This window comes from Pseudaquabacterium rugosum, from assembly GCF_038066575.1.
Lineage (GTDB): Bacteria > Pseudomonadota > Gammaproteobacteria > Burkholderiales > Burkholderiaceae_C > Pseudaquabacterium > Pseudaquabacterium rugosum.
Genome location: NZ_JBBUTF010000003.1, coordinates 17,197 through 35,352, shown reverse-complemented (window position 1 = coordinate 35,352; position 18,156 = coordinate 17,197). Strand labels below are relative to the sequence as shown.

At 72.0% G+C, this 18,156-nt stretch carries 14 protein-coding genes; 10 read left to right on the top strand and 4 right to left on the bottom strand.

What is annotated here, in order from left to right; genetic code table 11:
- Positions 1-24: 24 nt before the first annotated feature.
- From infB to AACH11_RS02720, 5 genes are all read left to right on the top strand, one after another.
- Positions 25-2,949, top strand: coding sequence for a translation initiation factor IF-2 (gene infB, locus AACH11_RS02740; protein ID WP_341372675.1), 2,925 nt, complete (start codon positions 25-27; stop codon positions 2,947-2,949).
- A gap of 113 nt (positions 2,950-3,062) precedes the next feature.
- Positions 3,063-3,428: a 30S ribosome-binding factor RbfA gene (gene rbfA, locus AACH11_RS02735; protein WP_341372674.1), complete on the top strand. Its 366-nt coding sequence runs from the start codon at positions 3,063-3,065 to the stop codon at positions 3,426-3,428.
- Positions 3,429-3,447: 19 nt separating this feature from the next.
- Complete coding sequence (gene truB / locus AACH11_RS02730) at positions 3,448-4,566, top strand: tRNA pseudouridine(55) synthase TruB (protein ID WP_341372673.1); 1,119 nt, start codon at positions 3,448-3,450, stop codon at positions 4,564-4,566.
- A gap of 156 nt (positions 4,567-4,722) precedes the next feature.
- On the top strand, positions 4,723-6,552 hold the full coding sequence (gene typA, locus AACH11_RS02725) for a translational GTPase TypA (RefSeq protein WP_341372672.1): 1,830 nt from the start codon (positions 4,723-4,725) through the stop codon (positions 6,550-6,552).
- Between the two features lie 175 nt (positions 6,553-6,727).
- Positions 6,728-7,669: a DMT family transporter gene (locus tag AACH11_RS02720; RefSeq protein WP_341372671.1), complete on the top strand. Its 942-nt coding sequence runs from the start codon at positions 6,728-6,730 to the stop codon at positions 7,667-7,669.
- A gap of 83 nt (positions 7,670-7,752) precedes the next feature.
- On the opposite strand, the gene AACH11_RS02715 is transcribed toward AACH11_RS02720, so the two are convergent.
- The 4 genes from AACH11_RS02715 to AACH11_RS02700 form a co-directional block, all read right to left on the bottom strand.
- Entirely contained in the window at positions 7,753-8,343 is a 591-nt protein-coding gene (locus AACH11_RS02715) for a dihydrofolate reductase (protein WP_341372670.1), read from the bottom strand.
- Entirely contained in the window at positions 8,343-9,173 is an 831-nt protein-coding gene (locus AACH11_RS02710; protein WP_341372669.1) for a thymidylate synthase, read from the bottom strand. Before AACH11_RS02710 ends, AACH11_RS02715 begins: the two co-directional genes overlap by 1 nt.
- Before the next feature lie 95 nt (positions 9,174-9,268).
- Complete coding sequence (locus AACH11_RS02705; RefSeq protein ID WP_341372668.1) at positions 9,269-9,397, bottom strand: hypothetical protein; 129 nt, start codon at positions 9,395-9,397, stop codon at positions 9,269-9,271.
- 65 nt (positions 9,398-9,462) lie between these two features.
- Positions 9,463-11,283: an ABC transporter transmembrane domain-containing protein gene (locus AACH11_RS02700; RefSeq protein ID WP_341372667.1), complete on the bottom strand. Its 1,821-nt coding sequence runs from the start codon at positions 11,281-11,283 to the stop codon at positions 9,463-9,465.
- A gap of 101 nt (positions 11,284-11,384) precedes the next feature.
- On the opposite strand from AACH11_RS02700, the gene AACH11_RS02695 reads away from it, so the two are divergent.
- The 5 genes from AACH11_RS02695 to AACH11_RS02675 all read left to right on the top strand — a co-directional run bounded on the left by AACH11_RS02695 (position 11,385) and on the right by AACH11_RS02675 (position 18,133).
- Positions 11,385-11,972: a MarR family winged helix-turn-helix transcriptional regulator gene (locus tag AACH11_RS02695; protein ID WP_341372666.1), complete on the top strand. Its 588-nt coding sequence runs from the start codon at positions 11,385-11,387 to the stop codon at positions 11,970-11,972.
- Positions 11,973-12,074: 102 nt separating this feature from the next.
- Positions 12,075-13,715, top strand: coding sequence for an efflux transporter outer membrane subunit (locus tag AACH11_RS02690; RefSeq protein ID WP_341372665.1), 1,641 nt, complete (start codon positions 12,075-12,077; stop codon positions 13,713-13,715).
- A 46-nt stretch (positions 13,716-13,761) separates the two neighbouring features.
- On the top strand, positions 13,762-15,342 hold the full coding sequence (locus tag AACH11_RS02685) for an HlyD family efflux transporter periplasmic adaptor subunit (RefSeq protein WP_341372664.1): 1,581 nt from the start codon (positions 13,762-13,764) through the stop codon (positions 15,340-15,342).
- A gap of 33 nt (positions 15,343-15,375) precedes the next feature.
- Complete coding sequence (locus AACH11_RS02680) at positions 15,376-16,995, top strand: DHA2 family efflux MFS transporter permease subunit (RefSeq protein WP_341372663.1); 1,620 nt, start codon at positions 15,376-15,378, stop codon at positions 16,993-16,995.
- 130 nt (positions 16,996-17,125) lie between these two features.
- Positions 17,126-18,133, top strand: a complete 1,008-nt coding sequence (locus tag AACH11_RS02675) for a GGDEF domain-containing protein (RefSeq protein ID WP_341372662.1) — start codon at positions 17,126-17,128, stop codon at positions 18,131-18,133.
- Positions 18,134-18,156: the final 23 nt, after the last annotated feature.

Here is an 18,156-nt window from a genome sequence, read left to right as displayed (position 1 = left end):
CGCAGTTACCGAGGAAATCCACCCATGGCCGTGACCACCGTCGCCCAGTTCGCCGCCGAGCTGAACCGTCCCGCAGGGACGCTGCTCGAGCAGCTGCAATCTGCCGGTGTCGCGAAGAAGTCGCCCGATGACGCGCTGACCGAATCCGACAAGGAGCGCCTGCTCGACTACCTGCGCAATGCGCATGGCACGGCCGGCTCCGCACGCAACAAGATCTCCATCACGCGCAAGAGCACGAGCGAGATCAAGCAGGCCGATGCTTCCGGCAAGGCCCGCACCATCCAGGTCGAAGTGCGCAAGAAGCGCACCTTCGTCAAGCGTGACGATCTGGCGCCGGGTGCGCCCCAGCCGTCGCCCGAGGAAGAGGAAGCCGCCGCCCAGGCCGAACTGCAGCGCCGCGAGGAAGAAGCCCGCGCCGAGGCTGAAGCCCTGCGTCAGCAGCAGGAGCAGATGGCCCGCGAGAAGGCCGAGCGCGAAGCGCGTGAGAAGGCCGAGCGCGAAGCCGCCGAGGCGCGTGCCCGCGCCGAGGCCGAGGCCCGCGCGGCCGCGGAAGCCAAGGCCCGTGCGGAAGCCGAGGCTGCGGCCAAGGCCGCTGCCGCCGCTGCACTGCAGAAGGCCGCGGCCAAGACCCCCGTCAGCGCCGGTGCCTCCGCGGCGCCCGCGCCTGCGGCCCAGGTGCCGGCCCCGGCCGCTCCTGCCGCACCGGTCGAGCCGCCCAAGCCCCAGCTGCGCGTGGTCAAGGCCTCCGAGACCGAGGCCGCCGAGAAGCAGCGCGCCGCTGAACTCGAGCGCCGCCGCAAGGCTGCCGAGGCCGAGGCCGCCGCCATCCGCGCGATGATGGCCACCCGTCGTGGCGTGCTCACGGCAAAGAAGCCGGAAGAGCCGAAGCCTGCTGCCGCGCCCGTGGCGGCCGACAAGGCGCCGATCACCGGCACCATCCACAAGCCGAAGGCGGCGCCGGGCGCCGCTGCGCCGGCCGCCGGTGCGGCTGCGGCCAAGCCGGGTGACAAGAAGTCGGTCAAGAGCGAAAAGCTCTCGTCGAGCTGGGCCGATGACGCCGCCAAGAAGCGCGCGGCAGCCGGCAAGGGCCGTGGTGGTGATGCGGGCCGTGCCGGCTGGCGTGTGCCGCGGGGCGGCTCGCGCCGTGGCGGCGACCGTGATGGCGGCAGCTTCGTGCCGCCGGCCGAGTTCATCCAGCAGGAAGTCCACGTCCCCGAGACCATCAGCGTGGCCGATCTGGCCCACAAGATGAGCGTCAAGGCGGCCGAGGTCATCAAGCAGCTGATGAAGCTGGGCCAGATGGTCACCATCAACCAGCAGCTGGACCAGGAAACCGCCATGATCGTGGTGGAGGAAATGGGCCACAAGGCGATGACCGCCAAGCTGGACGATCCGGACGCCTTCCTCGAAGAGGAACACGAAGCCGCGGCCGGCGAGCAGCTGCCGCGCGCGCCGGTGGTCACCATCATGGGTCACGTCGACCACGGCAAGACCTCGCTGCTGGACTACATCCGTCGCACCCGTGTGGCGGCAGGTGAGGCCGGCGGCATCACGCAGCACATCGGCGCTTACCACGTCGAGACCCCGCGTGGCGTCATCACCTTCCTCGACACCCCGGGTCACGCGGCCTTCACGGCCATGCGAGCCCGTGGTGCGACGGCCACCGACATCGTCATCCTGGTGGTTGCGGCGGACGACGGCGTGATGCCGCAGACCAAGGAAGCCATCAGCCATGCCAAGGCCGCGGGCGTGCCGATCGTGGTCGCGATGACCAAGATCGACAAGCCGGACTCGAATCTCGAGCGCGTCAAGAGCGAGCTGGTGGCCGAGCAGGTCGTGCCGGAAGAGTTCGGTGGCGAGAGCCCCTTCGTCGGCGTGTCGTCGAAGAGCGGCCAGGGCATCGACGATCTGCTGGAGCAGGTGCTGCTGCAGGCCGAAGTGCTGGAACTCAAGGCGCCGGTGGAAGCCAACGCCAAGGGTCTGGTCATCGAAGCCAAGCTGGACAAGGGCCGTGGCCCGGTCGCCACCGTGCTGGTGCAGAGCGGCACCCTGAAGAAGGGCGACGTGGTGCTGGCCGGTTCGAGCTATGGCCGCGTGCGGGCCATGATCGACGAGGACGGCCACACGACCGAGAGCGCCGGTCCGTCGATCCCGGTCGAGATCCAGGGCTTGTCGGACGTGCCGCAGGCCGGCGACGAGTTCATGGTGCTGACCGACGAGCGTCGTGCCCGTGAGATCGCCACCTTCCGTCAGGGCAAGTACCGCGAAGTCACGCTGAACCGCCGTCAGGCCGCCAAGCTCGAGAACATCTTCGAGAACGTCGGCGAAGGCGCCGCCCAGCTGCTGCCGCTGATCATCAAGGCCGACGTCCAGGGCTCGCAGGAAGCGCTGGGCCAGTCGCTGCTCAAGCTGTCGACCAGCGAGGTCAAGGTGCAGCTGGTGCACTCGGCCGTCGGTGGCATCAGCGAGTCGGACGTCAACCTGGCGATCGCCTCGAAGGCCATCATCATCGGCTTCAACGTCCGCGCCGACTCGAACGCCCGCAAGGTGGCCGAGCACAACGACGTCGACCTGCGCTACTACAACATCATCTACGACGCCGTGGATGAGGTGAAGGCAGCGATGGCCGGCATGCTGGCACCGGAGCAGAAGGAAGAGGTCATCGGCATGGCCGAGATCCGGACCGTCTTCGTGGCGACGAAGATCGGTACGGTCGCGGGTTGCATGGTCACCTCCGGCATGGTCAAGCGCGATTGCCGCTTCCGCCTGCTGCGCGACAACGTGGTGATCTACACCGGCGAGCTCGAGAGCCTGAAGCGCATGAAGGACGATGTCCGCGAAGTCAAGGAAGGCTTCGAGTGCGGTATCAAGCTCAAGAACTACAACGACATCGCCGAGGGCGATCAACTCGAGCTGTTCGAGATCAAGGAGATCGCGCGCACGCTGTAAAGCGACGCCGCTCCTGCGCGAGACCCCGCCTGCCCGCGCAGGCGGGGTTTCCCGTTTGAGGAGCCATGTCGCCACCGCCGACTTCCGCGCGTTCTCTCCAGGACATCCCACCCATGCGCCACAAGCGTTCGATACCCAACCGCGGCCTGCGCGTGGCCGACCAGATCCAGCGCGATCTGTCCGAGCTCATCCGTGACCTCAAGGATCCGCGCATCGGTCTGCTGACGATCAACAGCGTCGCGGTCACGCCCGACTACGCGCACGCCAAGGTCTACTTCTCGCTGCTCGTCGGCAACCCGGCCGAGTGCCAGGAAGGCCTCAACGAGTCGGCCGGCTGGCTGCGCAACGCGCTGTTCAAGCGCCTGCAGATCCACACCGTGCCCACGCTGCACTTCCATTTCGACCGCACGACTGAACGTGCGGCCGAGATGAACGCGCTGATCCGCCAGGCCAACGCCAGCCGCGCGAAGGAAGACTGAGCCTTTCCGCCCCTCTGTCATGGCCCCGTTCTCCGACCCCGATCACGCCAGCGCCGACGCGCTGCCGGCCGCGCCCGATTCCGGCGAGGCCATCGATACCCGCACCGGACCTGGCGTGCTGCAACGCGATGCGCAGGCCTCCGCCGCGCGGCCGCGCGTGCGCGTCCAGCGCCGCCCGGTGCATGGCGTGCTGCTGCTGGACAAGCCGCTGGGCTGGTCCAGCAACGACGCGCTGCAGAAGGCCAAATGGCTGCTGCGTGCCGAGAAGGCCGGCCACACCGGCACGCTCGATCCGCTGGCCACCGGTCTGCTGCCGCTGTGCTTCGGCGCGGCCACCAAGTTCAGCCAGGTCAGCCTGGACGCCGACAAGGCCTACCGCGCCACGCTGGTGCTGGGCGCGCGCAGCACCACCGGCGACCGCGAGGGCGAGATCACGCCCGGCGCCACGCCGGCCTTCGACGCCCGCCGCCTGCTGGAGGTGCTGGCCGGCCTGCAGGGCCGCATCAGCCAGCTGCCGCCGATGCATTCGGCGCTCAAGAAGGACGGCAAGGCGCTCTACGAGTACGCGCGGGCCGGCATCGAGGTCGAACGCACGCCGCGCGAGGTCACCATCCACGGGATCGACATCGTCTCGTGGCAGGATGCCGAGCTCGTGATCGACGTGCGCTGCAGCAAGGGCACCTACGTGCGCACGCTGGCCGCCGACATCGGTGACCAGCTCGGCTGCGGTGCCTACCTCGGTGCGTTGAAGCGCACCGGTGTGGGTGCACTGCGCGTCGATCAGGCGATCCCGCTGGATGCCCTGGAGGCGATGGACGAGGCCGCACGCGACGCGTTGCTGCTGGCGCCCGACAGCCTGCTCGGCGAGTGGCCCGCCCTGTGCTTGCCGGCTGCCGATGCCGGTCGTTTCCTGTCGGGCAACCGGCGTCGGGTCACGCATCCGGATGCCGACGCGCTGCGGGTCTACGGCCCGTCGCCGACCGGTGGCGGCCGCGGCGACGTCGCCTTCCTGGGCAGTGGCCATGTGCGCGCCGGCGAGCTGATCGCCGATCGCCTGCTGGCCCCGGCCGAGGTGGCCTCGACCTGCCGGCTGGCCAGCGGCCCGACGAAGCGACCCGAGGTCGCCACGCCGGACTGACCACCGAGCGGCCCCACCGCCGCCCCGACCTCCCGGGCCCCGGATGGCAGCGCAAGCCGCCGCTGGAGCCCGCCCGAACCGCCTGCCCGCCGGGCACCGGACGCCGATCCCGGCCCGGAACCCGCGCTCCCTGAATCTCCAACGTCCACCGCGACCATGAGCCAACAGATCCGCAACATCGCCATCATCGCGCACGTCGACCATGGCAAGACCACCATGGTCGACCAGCTGCTGCGCCAGAGCGGCACCTTCGCCGACCACGAGAAGGTCGTCGACACCGTGATGGACAGCAACGCCATCGAACGCGAGCGCGGCATCACCATCCTGGCCAAGAACTGCGCGGTCAGCTGGGAAGGCACCCACATCAACATCGTCGACACCCCGGGACACGCGGACTTCGGCGGTGAGGTCGAGCGTGCGCTGAGCATGGTCGACGGCGTGGTGCTGCTGATCGACGCCCAGGAAGGCCCGATGCCGCAGACCCGCTTCGTCACGAAGAAGGCGCTGGCCCTCGGCCTGCGCCCGATCGTCGTGGTCAACAAGGTCGACAAGCCGGGTGCCAAGCCCGATGCCGTCATCAACGCCGCCTTCGACCTGTTCGACAAGCTGGGCGCGACCGACGAGCAGCTGGACTTCCCCGTGGTCTACGCCTCGGGCATCAACGGCTGGACGAGCCTGGAAGAGGGCACGCCCGGTGAGCAGTGGGGCCCCGACATGTCGGCCCTGTTCAACACCATCCTGAAGCACGTGCCGTCGCACCAGGGTGACCCGGCCGCGCCGCTGCAGCTGCAGATCTCGGCGCTGGACTACTCGACCTTCGTCGGCCGCATCGGCGTGGGCCGCGTCACGCAGGGCACCATCAAGCCGGGCATGGCGGTGGTGGTCGCCGAAGGCCCGGGCGGCAAGGCCGTCAACGGCCGTGTCAACCAGGTGCTGACCTTCCAGGGCCTGGATCGCGTGCAGGTCACGTCCGCCGGCCCGGGCGACATCGTGCTGATCAACGGCCTCGAGGACATCGGCATCGGCGTGACCGTGACCGATCCGCTCACCCCGTCGCCGCTGCCGATGCTGAAGGTCGACGAGCCGACGCTGACGATGAACTTCTGCGTCAACACCAGCCCGCTGGCCGGTCGTGAAGGCAAGTACGTCACCAGCCGCCAGATCTGGGACCGCCTGCAGAAGGAACTGCAGAGCAACGTCGCGCTGCGCGTCAAGGAAACCGACGAGGACGGCATCTTCGAGGTCTGCGGCCGCGGCGAACTGCACCTGACCATCCTGCTGGAGAACATGCGCCGTGAAGGCTACGAGCTGGCCGTCTCCAAGCCGCGCGTGATGTTCCACGACGTCAACGGCGAGAAGCACGAGCCGATGGAGCTGGTCACCGCCGACGTCGAGGAAACCCACCAGGGCGGCGTGATGCAGGCCCTCGGCCTGCGCAAGGGCGAGATGATCAACATGGAGCCGGACGGCAACGGCCGCGTGCGCCTGGAGTACCGCATCCCGGCCCGTGGCCTGATCGGTTTCTCCAACGAGTTCATGAACCTGACCCGCGGTTCGGGCCTGATCTCGTCGATCTTCGACGGCTACGAGGCCCACAAGGGCGAGATCGGCGGCCGCAAGAACGGCGTGCTGATCTCCATGGACGACGGCGAGATCTTCACCTACGCGCTCGGCAAGCTGGACGACCGCGGCCGCATGTTCGTCAAGCCGAACGACCCGGTCTACGAGGGCATGATCGTCGGCATCCACAGCCGCGACAACGACCTCGTCGTCAACGCCACCCGCACCAAGCAGCTGACCAACTTCCGCGTCAGCGGCAAGGAAGACGCGATCAAGATCACGCCGCCGATCGACCTGACGCTGGAGTACGGCGTCGACTTCATCGACGACGACGAGCTGGTCGAGATCACCCCGAAGAGCGTGCGTCTGCGCAAGCGCTTCCTGAGCGAGCACGAGCGCAAGCGCGCGTCGCGCGAAGGCGTGTGATGCTTGCAGCCCCGCGCCGTGTGCGCGGGGTGTGCCGATCCGCGTGACCGATCGACCGCCTGATCACCCGGCGGAGGGTTCGGTCCACATGGATACGGACCACGACCGGGGCCGCATGTGCGGCCCCGTCGCATTTCTTCCCGTTTTCCTCTTCACGTCGCCGGGGGTCGCGCAGATGCGCCTGGGTCATGGTCGCGCAGTGGCGCTGATGGTGCTGGTCACCTTCCTGTGGAGCATCGCCGGTGTGGTTTCCCGGCATCTGGAATCGGCCGCGAGCTTCGAGGTGACCTTCTGGCGCAGCGCGTTCAACGCGCTGGCCGTGGGCGGCGTGCTGGTGTGGCAGCGCGGTGCACGCGCCTTGCTGGACGACATCCGCCGCGGCGGATGGCCGCTGTGGGCGTCCGCCCTGTGCTGGACGGTCATGTACACCAACTTCATGGTGGCCATGATGCTGACCACGGTGGCCACCGTGCTGGTGACGCTGGCCATGGCGCCGCTGGTCTCGGCCCTGCTGGCGCGGCTGCTGCTGCGCCAGCCCCTGCCCGGACGCACCTGGGCGGCGATCGCGGTGGCGGGGGCCGGCATCGGCTGGATGTTCGGCGAGCAGGCGCTCGGCGGTGGCGGCGGATCGCTGACCGGCGCGCTGGTGGCGCTGGCCGTGCCGTTCGCCGGTGCGGCCAACTGGGTGCTGCTGCAGCACCTGCACGCCCGCCACGCGGCCGATCCCTCGGTGGTCGAGCCCGACATGCTGCCGGCCGTGCTGCTGGGGGCCACCGCCTCGGCCCTGGTGACCTTGCCCTGGGCGATGCCCTTCCAGGCGACCGGACATGACCTGGGCCTGCTGGCCATGCTGGGCGTGGTGCAGCTGGCCGTGCCGTGCATCCTGGTGATCCGGGTGGCCCGCGCGCTGCCGGCGCCCGAGGTCTCGCTGATCGGCCTGCTGGAGGTGATCTTCGGTGTGCTGCTGGCCTGGGTGGGGGCGGGCGAGGTGCCGGCGTCGACCACGCTGACCGGCGGGGCGCTGGTGATCAGCGCGCTGGCGGCCAACGAGCTGGCCGGCTGGCGCCAGCGCCGCCAGGCCGCCGGTGACGGGCCGGTGCTGGTGGCCGGGGACTGAGACGGTTCCGACGCCGAGGCTGGCAACGGGGCCTGCCGGCGCAAGCGCCGCCGGTCCAGCGCCCTGGCTTCAGCCGCGCCCGCTCAGATCACGCGCCGGTAGCGCGCGAAGCGGAAGGCCGGCGTCGTCGGCGTGGCCTCGGCGCCGGGCAGCACCTCCGCCAGCGTCCAGTCGGCCGGCGACCAGGCCGGGAACCAGGCATCGCCGTCGATGTCGGCGTCGATCTCGGTCAACAGCAGCGCGTCGGCCAGCGGCAGCGCCTGCGCGTACAGCTCGGCGCCGCCCATCACGTAGACGCACGTGGCCGGCGTGCCGGCGGCCCGCGCACGGGCCCGGGCCAGCGCCTCGGGCAGGCCGTGGGCGACCGACGTGTCCACCACCTCGCCCGCCGACCAGCCCGCCTGCCGCGTCACCACCACGTTGGGCCGGCCCGGCAGCGGGCGGAAGCGCGCCGGCAGCGAATCCCAGGTCTTGCGGCCCATGATGACCGGGCAGCCCATCGTCTGCTGGCGGAACCAGCGCTTGTCGGCCGGCTCGTCCCAGACCAGCTCGTTGCCGCGGCCGATCGTGCGGTTGCGCGCGACCGAGGCGATCAGCACCAGCGGCAGGGTGGTGGCGCCCTGCGCCCCATTGGCGGGCACGGCGCCCGCCGCCATCGATCCCGGCGCGGCCATCAGACCGCCACCGGTGCCTTGATCACCGGATGGTGCTGGTAGTCGATGAACTCGAAGTCCTCCAGCGCGTAGTCCAGGATCGAATCGGGCCGGCGCGCGATGCGCAGCGTCGGGAACGGATGGGGCTCACGCGAGAGCTGCGTGCGCACCTGCTCGACGTGGTTGTCGTAGATGTGGCAGTCGCCGCCCGTCCAGATGAACTCGCCCACGTCCAGATCGCACTGCTGGGCCAGCATGTGCGTCAGCAGCGCGTAGCTGGCGATGTTGAAGGGCACGCCGAGAAAGATGTCCGCGCTGCGCTGGTAGAGCTGGCAGCTGAGCTTGCGCCGGCCGTTGGGCCCCAGCTCCGGCGAGACCCAGAACTGGAAGAAGGCGTGGCAGGGCTGCAGCGCCATCGCGTCCAGATCGGCCACGTTCCAGGCGCTGACGATGATGCGCCGGCTGTCGGGGTTGGACATCAGCTGCTGCACCACCTGCGCGATCTGGTCGATGTGGCCGCCGCCCGGCGTCGGCCAGCTGCGCCACTGCACGCCGTAGACCGGCCCCAGCGAGCCATCCTCGCGCGCCCATTCGTCCCAGATGGTGCAGCCACGCTCCTGCAGCCAGTGCACGTTGCTGTCGCCGCGCAGGAACCACAGCAGCTCCAGCACCACCGCCTTGGTGAACACCTTCTTGGTGGTGACCAGCGGAAAGCCCTCGGCCAGATCGAAGCGCATCTGGTGCCCGAACACGCTGCGTGTGCCGGTGCCCGTGCGGTCGCCTTTGGCCACCCCGTGCTCGAACACGTGGCGCATGAAGTCTTCGTAGGTGGAGCGGGTGGGGCGGGTCATGGGGCGGGGCGGTGCCTGGGGCCGCTGCGAGGCAGGGCGCGCGTTCGGGCTCAGCGAGGGTGGAGGGGGCGCATTATCGAGGCTGGCCCCGGCGCTCACTTCTTCCTGTTCTTGCCCTGGTCGTGATGCCACTTGATCGCGAAGAACATCCCCACGCCCAGCACGATGATCTTGAAGGTGAACAAGCCGATCGGGATCCATTCCATCATCTTCTCCGTTTGCATTGACGAATCTCTCGGCGGGTGAAGCGGCCCGCCGCTCCACTCGGGCGTCAGGCCCCAGGCCTGCATCACGCCGCCTTCCGCCCCTCGTCGCCGAACTGCATCTGCGCCAGCCGCGCATACAGCCCGCCGCGGGCCACCAGCTCCTCGTGGCGGCCGATGTCGACGATGCGGCCGGCGTCCAGCACCACGATGCGGTCGGCCTGCAGCACGGTGGCCAGGCGGTGGGCGATCACGAGGGTGGTGCGGCCGGCCATCGCGCGCTCGAGCGCGGCCTGCACCATGCGCTCGCTTTCGGCATCCAGCGCGCTGGTGGCCTCGTCCAACAGCAGCAGGGGCGGATTCTTCAGCATCGCGCGGGCGATGCTGATGCGCTGGCGCTGGCCGCCGGACAGGCGCACGCCGCGCTCGCCGAGGAAGCTGTGATAGCCGTCGGGCAGGGCGGTGATGAAGTCGTGGGCGTAGGCGGCGCGGGCGGCGGCCATCACCTCCTCGTCGCTGGCCTCGGGGCGGCCGTAGCGGATGTTCTCCAGCGCGCTGGTCGAGAAGATCACCGAGTCCTGCGGCACGATGCCGATGCGCCCGCGCAGGTCGGCCAGCGCGGCATCGCGCACGTCCACGCCGTCCACGCACACGCGGCCGCTGCCGGTGTCGTAGGCGCGCAGCAGCAGTTGCAGCACGGTGGACTTGCCGGCGCCCGAGGGGCCCACCAGGGCCACGGTCTCGCCCGGCTGGATGTGCAGATCCAGATCGGCCAGGGCGGCGGTGTCGGGGCGCGACGGGTAGTGGAAGCCGACGTGCTCGAAGCGCACGGCCGAGCCGCCGCGCACCGGGGGCAGGGCCTGCGGTGTGTTCGGCTCGGCCACCGGTGAGCGGCTGTCCAGCAGCTCCATCAGGCGCTCGGTGGCGCCGGCCGCGCGCAGCAGGTCGCCCCAGACCTCGCTCAGCACGGCCACGCTGCCCACCAGCAGGATCACGTAGACGACGGTCTGGCCCAGGTGGCCGGCGCTGATGCGGCCGGCGATGACGGCCTGGGTGCCCTGGTACAGGCCCCACAGCAGGGCGCTGAAGGTGGCACCGATGATGAAGGCGACCAGGCCGGCGCGCACCTTGGTGCGGCGGCGGGCGGTGTCGAAGGCGGCTTCGGTGGAGGCGCGGAAGCGCTCGGCCTCGCGGCCCTCCTGCACGTAGCTCTGCACCACGGGCACGGCGTTGAGCACCTCGGCGGCGATGGCGCTGGAATCGGCCACGCGGTCCTGGCTGGCGCGCGACAGGCGCCGCACGCGGCGGCCGAAGTACAGCGACGGCGCCACCACCAGCACCAGGATGCCCAGCACCTGGGCCATCACGGCGGGGTTGGTCCACACCAGCATGATCAGGGCGCCGAGGCCCATCACCGTGTTGCGCAGGCCCAGGCTGAGCGAGGAGCCGACGACGGTCTGCACCAGCGTGGTGTCGGTGGTCAGGCGGCTGAGCACCTCGCCGGTGGCGGTGGTCTCGAAGAACTCGGGGCTCTGGCGCACGACGTGGGCATAGACGGCGTTGCGCAGATCGGCCGTCACGCGCTCGCCCAGCCAGGTCACCGCGTAGAAGCGCAGCGCCGAGAACAGGCCGAGGGCCACGCCCACGCCGGCCAGCTCCATGAAGTGGCCACGCAGGGCCAGCAGGCGCTCGCCGGTGGCCTCGGGCGAGGCGTTGCGGTCCATGCCGGCGTCGATCAGCCCGCGCAGGGCGGCCGGGAACACCAGCGTGGTGACCGCCGCGGCGATCAGGAACAGCACGGCCAGCGCGATGCGGCCACGGTAGGGCCGCAGGAAGGGCAGCAGGCCGGACAGGGAGCGGGCACTGCGGCCCTTGGGGCGGTCGGGGGTGTCGGAGGAGCGGGCCATGGCGGGCAAGTGTAGGGGCCCGGCGGCAAAGACCCACGCTGGAACCAGGACTATTCAATGACTGTGCAGGCATTCATTGCATAGGCAATAAACTGGCGTACATGTCTGAATCCAAGCCCGTCACCCCCGTTCACGAGCCGGCTCCGGCGGACTTCTACACGCCCGAGGTCCTGGCCCAGGGCAACAGCCTGGGCTATCTGGTCAAGCGGGTGATGAATTCCTTCCTGCTGCAGACCGACCGCCGCCTGCTGCCGCTGGACCTGACGCACGCGCAGTGGCTGCCGCTGTACGCGCTGGCCAAGGGCCGCTGCCAGACCACGGCCGCGCTGGCGCGCGAGCTGGCGTTGGACCCCGGCGCGATGACCCGCGCGCTCGACCGCCTGGAAGCCAAGGGCCTGATCGTGCGCGAGCGCTCGGCCCAGGACCGCCGCGTGGTCGACCTGCAGCTGACCGACAGCGGCCGCGTGCTGGCCGCCCAGGTGCCGCCGGTGCTGTGCGAGGTGCTCAACGCCCACCTGTCGGGCTTCAGCGAGGCCGAGTGGCAGCAGCTGATCGGCCTGCTGATGCGCCTGGTGGCCAACGCCGACCGCCTGCGCGAGGACGTGCGCGAGGACGGCGGCCCGGTGCCGCCGGTGGTGGCCGACGTGGCCTGCATGTCGCCCACTGCGGACCGGTTGCCCGAGACCTGAACCCGGGGCCGGACCCCCGGTGCCCATGCCCCGGTGCCCACCACCCGCCGTTCACCACCCGCAGCCCGCCCTGAACCCGCCCCCGCATCCCCGATGCCCGCCATGACCGCCCCTGATTCCTCCGTCCTGTCCGCTCTGGCCGCTGCCGGCCGGGCCTCTGCACCGCCGGCCGCCGGCTGGTCGCTGACGCTGGGCACCGCCGCCACCGCGATCGCCGCGGCGGCGCTGCTGCTGCTGGGCGGCTGCGCCAGCCCGGGCCCGGCGTCCACCTTGCTGGCGCCGCGTGATGCGCAGGCCCTGGGTCTGGGCCCGGGCCTGAGCGAGGCGGCGACCGCGGCCCCCGGCGATGCCGCGCGGGCCACCGCCTTTCCGTCCGAGCGCTGGTGGACGGCCTTGGGCGATCCGGCCCTCGACCGCCTGATCGACCAGGCGCTCGCCGGCCAGCCGCAACTGGCCCAGTTGCAGGCGCGCGCCGAGCGGGCCGCGGCCTCGGCCGAGATCGTGCAGGCCGGCCAGGGCGTACAGGTCGATGCCAGCGGCAGCCTCACCCGCGAGCGCTACACCGAGAACGGCCTGGTGCCGGCGCCGGTGGCCGGCAGCACCCGCACCAGCGGTCTGCTGCGCATCGGCGGCACGGTCGAGCTGGACTTCTTCGGCCGCCACGCGGCGGCCCTCGGTGCGGCCCTCGGCCAGCGCCGCGCCGCGGCGGCCGATGCCCAGGCCGCGCGCGTGCTGCTGTCGGCCCAGCTGGGCCGCGGCTGGGTGCAGCTGGCCCGCCTGATCGAGCAGCACGCGGTGGCCGAGCAGCAGCTGGTGCAGCGCCAGTCGCTGCTGGATCTGACCCGCCAGCGCGTGGCCGCCGGCCTCGACACTGCGCTGGAGCAGCGCAACGCCGAGGCCACCGTGCCCGACGCCCGCCAGCAGATCGAGGCGCTCGACGAGCAGATCGTGCTGCAGCGCCACCAGCTGGCCGTGCTGGCCGGCCTGGCCCCGCAGGCGCTCGACGGGGTGCGCCCGGCGCTGGCCGCCGGCACCGATCTGCGCCCGCCGGCCCGCCTGGGCGCCGATCTGCTGGCCCACCGTGCCGACATCAGCGCCGCGCGCTGGCGCGTCGAGGCCGCCACGCAGGACGTGGCCGTCGCCCGCAAGGCCTTCTATCCCGACATCAACCTGTCGGCCGGCGCGGCGCTGAGCGCGCTGTCGCTGGACAAGCTGCTGGAGGTCGGCAGCCGGGACCTGACGGTGACGCCGGCCATCCACCTGCCGATCTTCGACGGCGGGCGGCTGAAGGCCAGCCTGAGCGGCCGCGAGGCCGACGCCCGCGCCGCCATCGCCGCCTACGACGGCGTGGTGCTGGACGCCCTGCGCGAGGCGCGCGACGCGGTGGCCAGCCTGCAGTCGATCGAGCGCCAGCAGCGCGCCCAGGGCGAGGCGCTGCAGGCCGCCGAATCGGCCTGGGACATCGCCCGCCAGCGCTACCGCGCCGGCCTGGCCACCCAGCTGCAGGTGCTGGGCGCCGAGACCGCGGTGCTGGCCCAGCGCCGCGCGGCCGTCGATCTGCGCGCCCGCCGCCTGGACGGCCAGGTGCAGCTGGTGCGCGCACTGGGCGGCGGCTGGCAGGACGCCGACGCGCCGGCCGCCCCCGCTGCGGCCGCCGGCACGGCGCCGATGCCGTCCGCGGCTGCGGATGCCAGACAGGCCCCCGACCCGGCCGTGGCGCTCGCCCGGCCCACCCGCGGCTGAGCCCCGCCGCGCTCCCCGAACACTTCACCGGATCTCCGCAGACACCATGAGCGACACCCCGCAATCGTCCACCGCCGCGGCCAACACGGCGGCCAACGCCCCCGCCACCGGACCGGCGCCCGCCGGCGCATCGGCCACCCCGGCCGTCCCGGCTGTCACCGCCAACCCCGCCGGCGGCCGCCGCCGCACCGCGCTGGCCGCCGTGGCCGCCGCCGTGCTGCTGGTCGGCGGTGGCTGGGGCGCCTGGTACGCGCTGGTCGGCCGTCACCACGAGGCCACCGACAACGCCTACGTGCAGGGCAATCTGGTGCAGATCACCCCGCTGGTCAGCGGCAGCGTGGTCGCCATCCAGGCCGATGACAACGACCGCGTGCGCGCCGGCATGCCGCTGCTCAAGCTTGATCCGGCCGACGCCCGTCTGGCGCTGTCGCAGGCCGAGGCCCAGCTGGCGCAGACGGTGCGTCAGGTGCGCTCGCTGTACGCCAACAACGGCTCGCTCGACGCCCAGGTCAGCCTGCGCGAGGCCGAGGCCGCCCGCGCCGACAACCAGACGGCCAGCGCCCGCGCCGATGTCGCCCGTGCCCAGGCCGAGGTGGCCCGCCTGCAGGACGATCTGGCCCGTCGCCAGCCGCTGCTGGCCAGCGGTGCCGTCGGCCGCGAGGAGGTCGCCCACGTCCAGGCCCAGCTCGGCACCGCGCGCGAGGCGCTGCAGGCCGCGCAGTCGGCGGCCCAGGCCGCCCAGGCCGGCGCCAGTGCCGCGCGCCAGGCCATCAATGCCGCGCGCGAGCAGCAGGGCGCCGGCCGCACCCAGACCGACGGCCTGCAGCTGGCCGACCATCCGGCCGTGGCCAAGGCCGCGGCCGATGTGCGCCAGGCCTGGCTGGCGCTCAAGCGCACCGAGCTGCCGGCGCCGATCGACGGCATCGTCGCCAAGCGCGCGGTGCAGATCGGCCAGCGGGTGCAGCCGGGCACGCCGGTGATGTCGGTGGTCGCGCTCGACCAGCTCTGGGTCGACGCCAACTTCAAGGAAAGCCAGTTGCGCAGCCTGCGCATCGGCCAGCCGGCCACCCTGGTGGCCGACGTCTACGGCAAGTCGGTCCGCTATTCGGGCCACATCATCGGGCTGGGTGCGGGCACCGGCTCGGCCTTCGCGCTGCTGCCGGCGCAGAACGCCACCGGCAACTGGATCAAGGTGGTGCAGCGCGTGCCGGTGCGCATCGCGCTCGATCCGGTCCAGCTGCGCGAGCACCCGCTGCGCCTGGGCCTGTCGATGACGGTCGATGTCGACGTCAGCGACGCGTCCGGTGCGCTGCTGGCCGAGGCACCGCGCAGCCAGCCGGTGGCCAGCACCACCGTCTTCGACCCGCTGCTGGCCGAGGCCGATGGCGAGGTGGCGCGCGTGATCGCGGCCAATGCCGGCCGCGGGGCGACGCTGGCGCGGGCGGCCGCGCCGGCCGGCGGCCTGTCCGGCCAGGCGCGTGCGGAGCCCGACACGGGGGCCGTGGCGGGTCGCCACGCCAGCGGGCCTGGCAGCCACGCCAGCGTGCCGGGTAGCCACGCCAGCGTGGCGGGCAGCCACGCACGCGTGGCGCCGCAGGCCGTCGCCGTGGCGCTTCCGGGCCGCTGATCCGATGCGCCGATCCCGCCAGGAGTCCCTGCCATGAGTGCCACTGCGTCGGCCGCGCCGGCATCCGCCCCCGCTCCGGCCCGTCCTGCCGGCCCGCCCGCCGGCCCCGCGCCGCTCGAAGGCTCGGCCCGGCTCTGGGGCACGATCGCGCTGTCGCTGGCCACGTTCATGAACGTGCTGGACTCGTCGATCGCCAACGTCTCGATCCCCGCCATCGCCGGTGACCTGGGCGTCAGCCCGGGGCAGGGCACCTGGGTCATCACCAGCTTCGGCGTGGCCAACGCGATCAGCGTGCCGCTGACCGGCTTCCTGACCCAGCGCTTCGGCGCGGTGCGGCTGTTCACCGCCAGCGTGCTGCTGTTCGTGATCGCGTCCTGGCTGTGCGGTCTGGCGCCGTCGCTGGAGCTGCTGGTGGCCTTCCGCGTGCTGCAGGGCCTGGTGGCCGGGCCGATGATCCCGCTGTCGCAGACGCTGCTGATGGCCAGTTATCCGCGCAGCCAGACCGGCAAGGCGCTGGCCTTCTGGGGCGTCACCACGCTGGTGGCGCCGGTGGTCGGGCCGCTGCTGGGCGGCTGGATCACCGACCACATCAGCTGGCCCTGGATCTTCTACATCAACGTGCCGGTCGGCCTGCTGGCCGCCGCCGTGACCTGGGGCATCTACCGCCACCGCGAGACGCCCACGCGCCGGCTGCCGATCGACGGCGTGGGCCTGGCCCTGCTGGTGCTGTGGGTGGGCGCGCTGCAGCTGATGCTCGACAAGGGCAAGGAGCTGGACTGGTTCGCCTCCGGCGAGATCGTCGCGCTGGCCGTCCTGGCGGCCGTCGGCTTCGTCGTCTTCGTCATCTGGGAGCTCACGGACAAGCACCCGGTGGTCGATCTGCGGCTGTTCGGCGGGCGCAACTTCACCTTCGGCGTGCTGGCCATCTCGGTGGGCTACGGCCTGTTCTTCGGCAACGTGGTGCTGATGCCGCTGTGGCTGCAGCAGTGGATGGGCTACACCGCGACCTCGGCCGGCATGGCGCTGGCGCCGGTGGGGCTGATGGCCATCGTGCTGACGCCGCTGGTGGGCAAGAAGGTGTCGGTGTGGGATCCGCGCTGGATGGCCACGGTGGCCTTCCTGGTCTTCGGCCTCGTGCTGTGGATGCGCTCGGGCTTCAGCACCGACACCACCTTCGGCCAGGTGATGGTGCCCACGCTGATCCAGGGCATCGGCATGGCGCTGTTCTTCATCCCGCTGACGACCATCGTGATGTCGGGCCAGCCGCCCGAACGCATCGCCTCGGCCGCCGGCCTGAGCAACTTCGTGCGCATCACGGCCGGGGCGATGGGCACCTCGATCGCCACCACGCTGTGGGACGACCGCGCCGCGATGCACCACGCCCACCTGACCGAGCAGCTGCCGGCGCTGGCCGCGCAGGCCACGGGCACGCCCTTCGGCCAGGCGATGTCGGGCCTGTCGGCGGCCGGGCTGCCGCAGGCCGGCGCCTGGGCGCAGATCAACCGCCTGATCGACCAGCAGGCCTACACCCGCGCGGCCGACGACATCTTCCTCGGCTCGGCCGTGCTGTTCGTCGCGCTGATCGGGCTGATCTGGCTCACGCGCCGGCCCGGCCGTGCGGCGGGCGCCGTCGATGCGGGGGGCGCCCACTGAGCCACGGGCAGGCACGGACCGCCCCGGCCCCGTGGACGCAGGGCGCAATCGGGAACTTTGTCCTCTGTGCGGCAGACGCTTTGTGATGCAATCTCGTCCATAGCAGCACTGCTCTCCTGCCGTCGACGCGATGAACCCTGTCCAGATCCCCGTGCGCTCCGACGCCCCCCCTGAGACCCCGGTGGCCTGGGGCCCGCTGCTGGCCGGCACGGCCACCGCCGGCCTGCTCGCCGCCGGACTCGGCTACGGGCTGCAGCACAGCCTGCCCGGCGGCGCGAGCTGGGCCGGTGCGGCCATCGGCGCCTCGGTGGCGCTGGTCAGCACGCCGCTGCTCTTGCTGTGGCGCGCCCGCCCGGGCGGCCCGGCGAGCACCCCGGGTGCGCCGGCCAGCGCGCGCGGCACGGCCGCTCCGGCGGTCGAGCAGCGCCAGCGTCAGGCCACGGCCGACGTGCTGCGCTGGAGCCTGGGCCAGGATCGTCGTGGCCGCAGCGCCGAGACCGCGGCCGGTGCGGCCACGGCGCAGCCGGTGCCGCCGTCCGGCGCGGCGCGGGCGCCCGTGGCGGCCCAGACGCTGAGCGAGGCCCTGCACGCCGACGCGGTGCGCGACGCCCTGACCGGCGCCTACACCCAGCAGCACTTCATCGCCGCCACCGACCGGGAGTGGTCGCGCCTGCGCCGCCACCAGGAAGACGCCGCGCTGCTGATGGTCGACACCGACCATTTCCGCATGCTCAACGAGCGCTGGGGCCAGGCCTGCGGCGACGCGATGCTGGTCGAGACCACGCGCCAGATCGCCGCCATGCTGCGCCAGTACGACCTGCTGGCGCGCTTCGGGGGCGGCGTGCTGGTGATCTACCTGCCGCACACCGATCCGCTGGGCGCACTCGACGTGGCCGAGCGCATCCGCGAGCGCGTGGCCGGCATCCGCCTGAGCTGGAACGGCGAGACGGTGCGCGCCACCGTCAGCGTCGGCGTGGCCGGCATCGGGGCCGCCCATGCCGCGCTCGACGACGCGATCGCCGACGCCGGCACCGCGCTGCGCGCGGCCAAGTCCGCCGGCCGCAACTGCGTGCGCGCCGCACCGATCCCGCCGCGCCGCGGCGCGGATTCGGTCTCGGTCGACCGTCGCTCGGTCTGAGCCCGCGCCCCGCGCCGGGCCGG

Excerpts from the sequence above, each read along its gene's own strand:
- infB (WP_341372675.1), top strand. The coding sequence starts at position 25 with ATGGCCGTGACCACCGTCGCCCAGTTCGCCGCCGAGCTGAACCGTCCC.
- rbfA (WP_341372674.1), top strand. The coding sequence starts at position 3,063 with ATGCGCCACAAGCGTTCGATACCCAACCGCGGCCTGCGCGTGGCCGAC.
- truB (WP_341372673.1), top strand. The coding sequence starts at position 3,448 with ATGGCCCCGTTCTCCGACCCCGATCACGCCAGCGCCGACGCGCTGCCG.
- typA (WP_341372672.1), top strand. The coding sequence starts at position 4,723 with ATGAGCCAACAGATCCGCAACATCGCCATCATCGCGCACGTCGACCAT.
- AACH11_RS02720 (WP_341372671.1), top strand. The coding sequence starts at position 6,728 with ATGCGCCTGGGTCATGGTCGCGCAGTGGCGCTGATGGTGCTGGTCACC.
- AACH11_RS02715 (WP_341372670.1), bottom strand. The coding sequence starts at position 8,343 with ATGGCCGCGCCGGGATCGATGGCGGCGGGCGCCGTGCCCGCCAATGGG.
- AACH11_RS02710 (WP_341372669.1), bottom strand. The coding sequence starts at position 9,173 with ATGACCCGCCCCACCCGCTCCACCTACGAAGACTTCATGCGCCACGTG.
- AACH11_RS02705 (WP_341372668.1), bottom strand. The coding sequence starts at position 9,397 with ATGCAAACGGAGAAGATGATGGAATGGATCCCGATCGGCTTGTTCACC.
- AACH11_RS02700 (WP_341372667.1), bottom strand. The coding sequence starts at position 11,283 with ATGGCCCGCTCCTCCGACACCCCCGACCGCCCCAAGGGCCGCAGTGCC.
- AACH11_RS02695 (WP_341372666.1), top strand. The coding sequence starts at position 11,385 with ATGTCTGAATCCAAGCCCGTCACCCCCGTTCACGAGCCGGCTCCGGCG.
- AACH11_RS02690 (WP_341372665.1), top strand. The coding sequence starts at position 12,075 with ATGACCGCCCCTGATTCCTCCGTCCTGTCCGCTCTGGCCGCTGCCGGC.
- AACH11_RS02685 (WP_341372664.1), top strand. The coding sequence starts at position 13,762 with ATGAGCGACACCCCGCAATCGTCCACCGCCGCGGCCAACACGGCGGCC.
- AACH11_RS02680 (WP_341372663.1), top strand. The coding sequence starts at position 15,376 with ATGAGTGCCACTGCGTCGGCCGCGCCGGCATCCGCCCCCGCTCCGGCC.
- AACH11_RS02675 (WP_341372662.1), top strand. The coding sequence starts at position 17,126 with ATGAACCCTGTCCAGATCCCCGTGCGCTCCGACGCCCCCCCTGAGACC.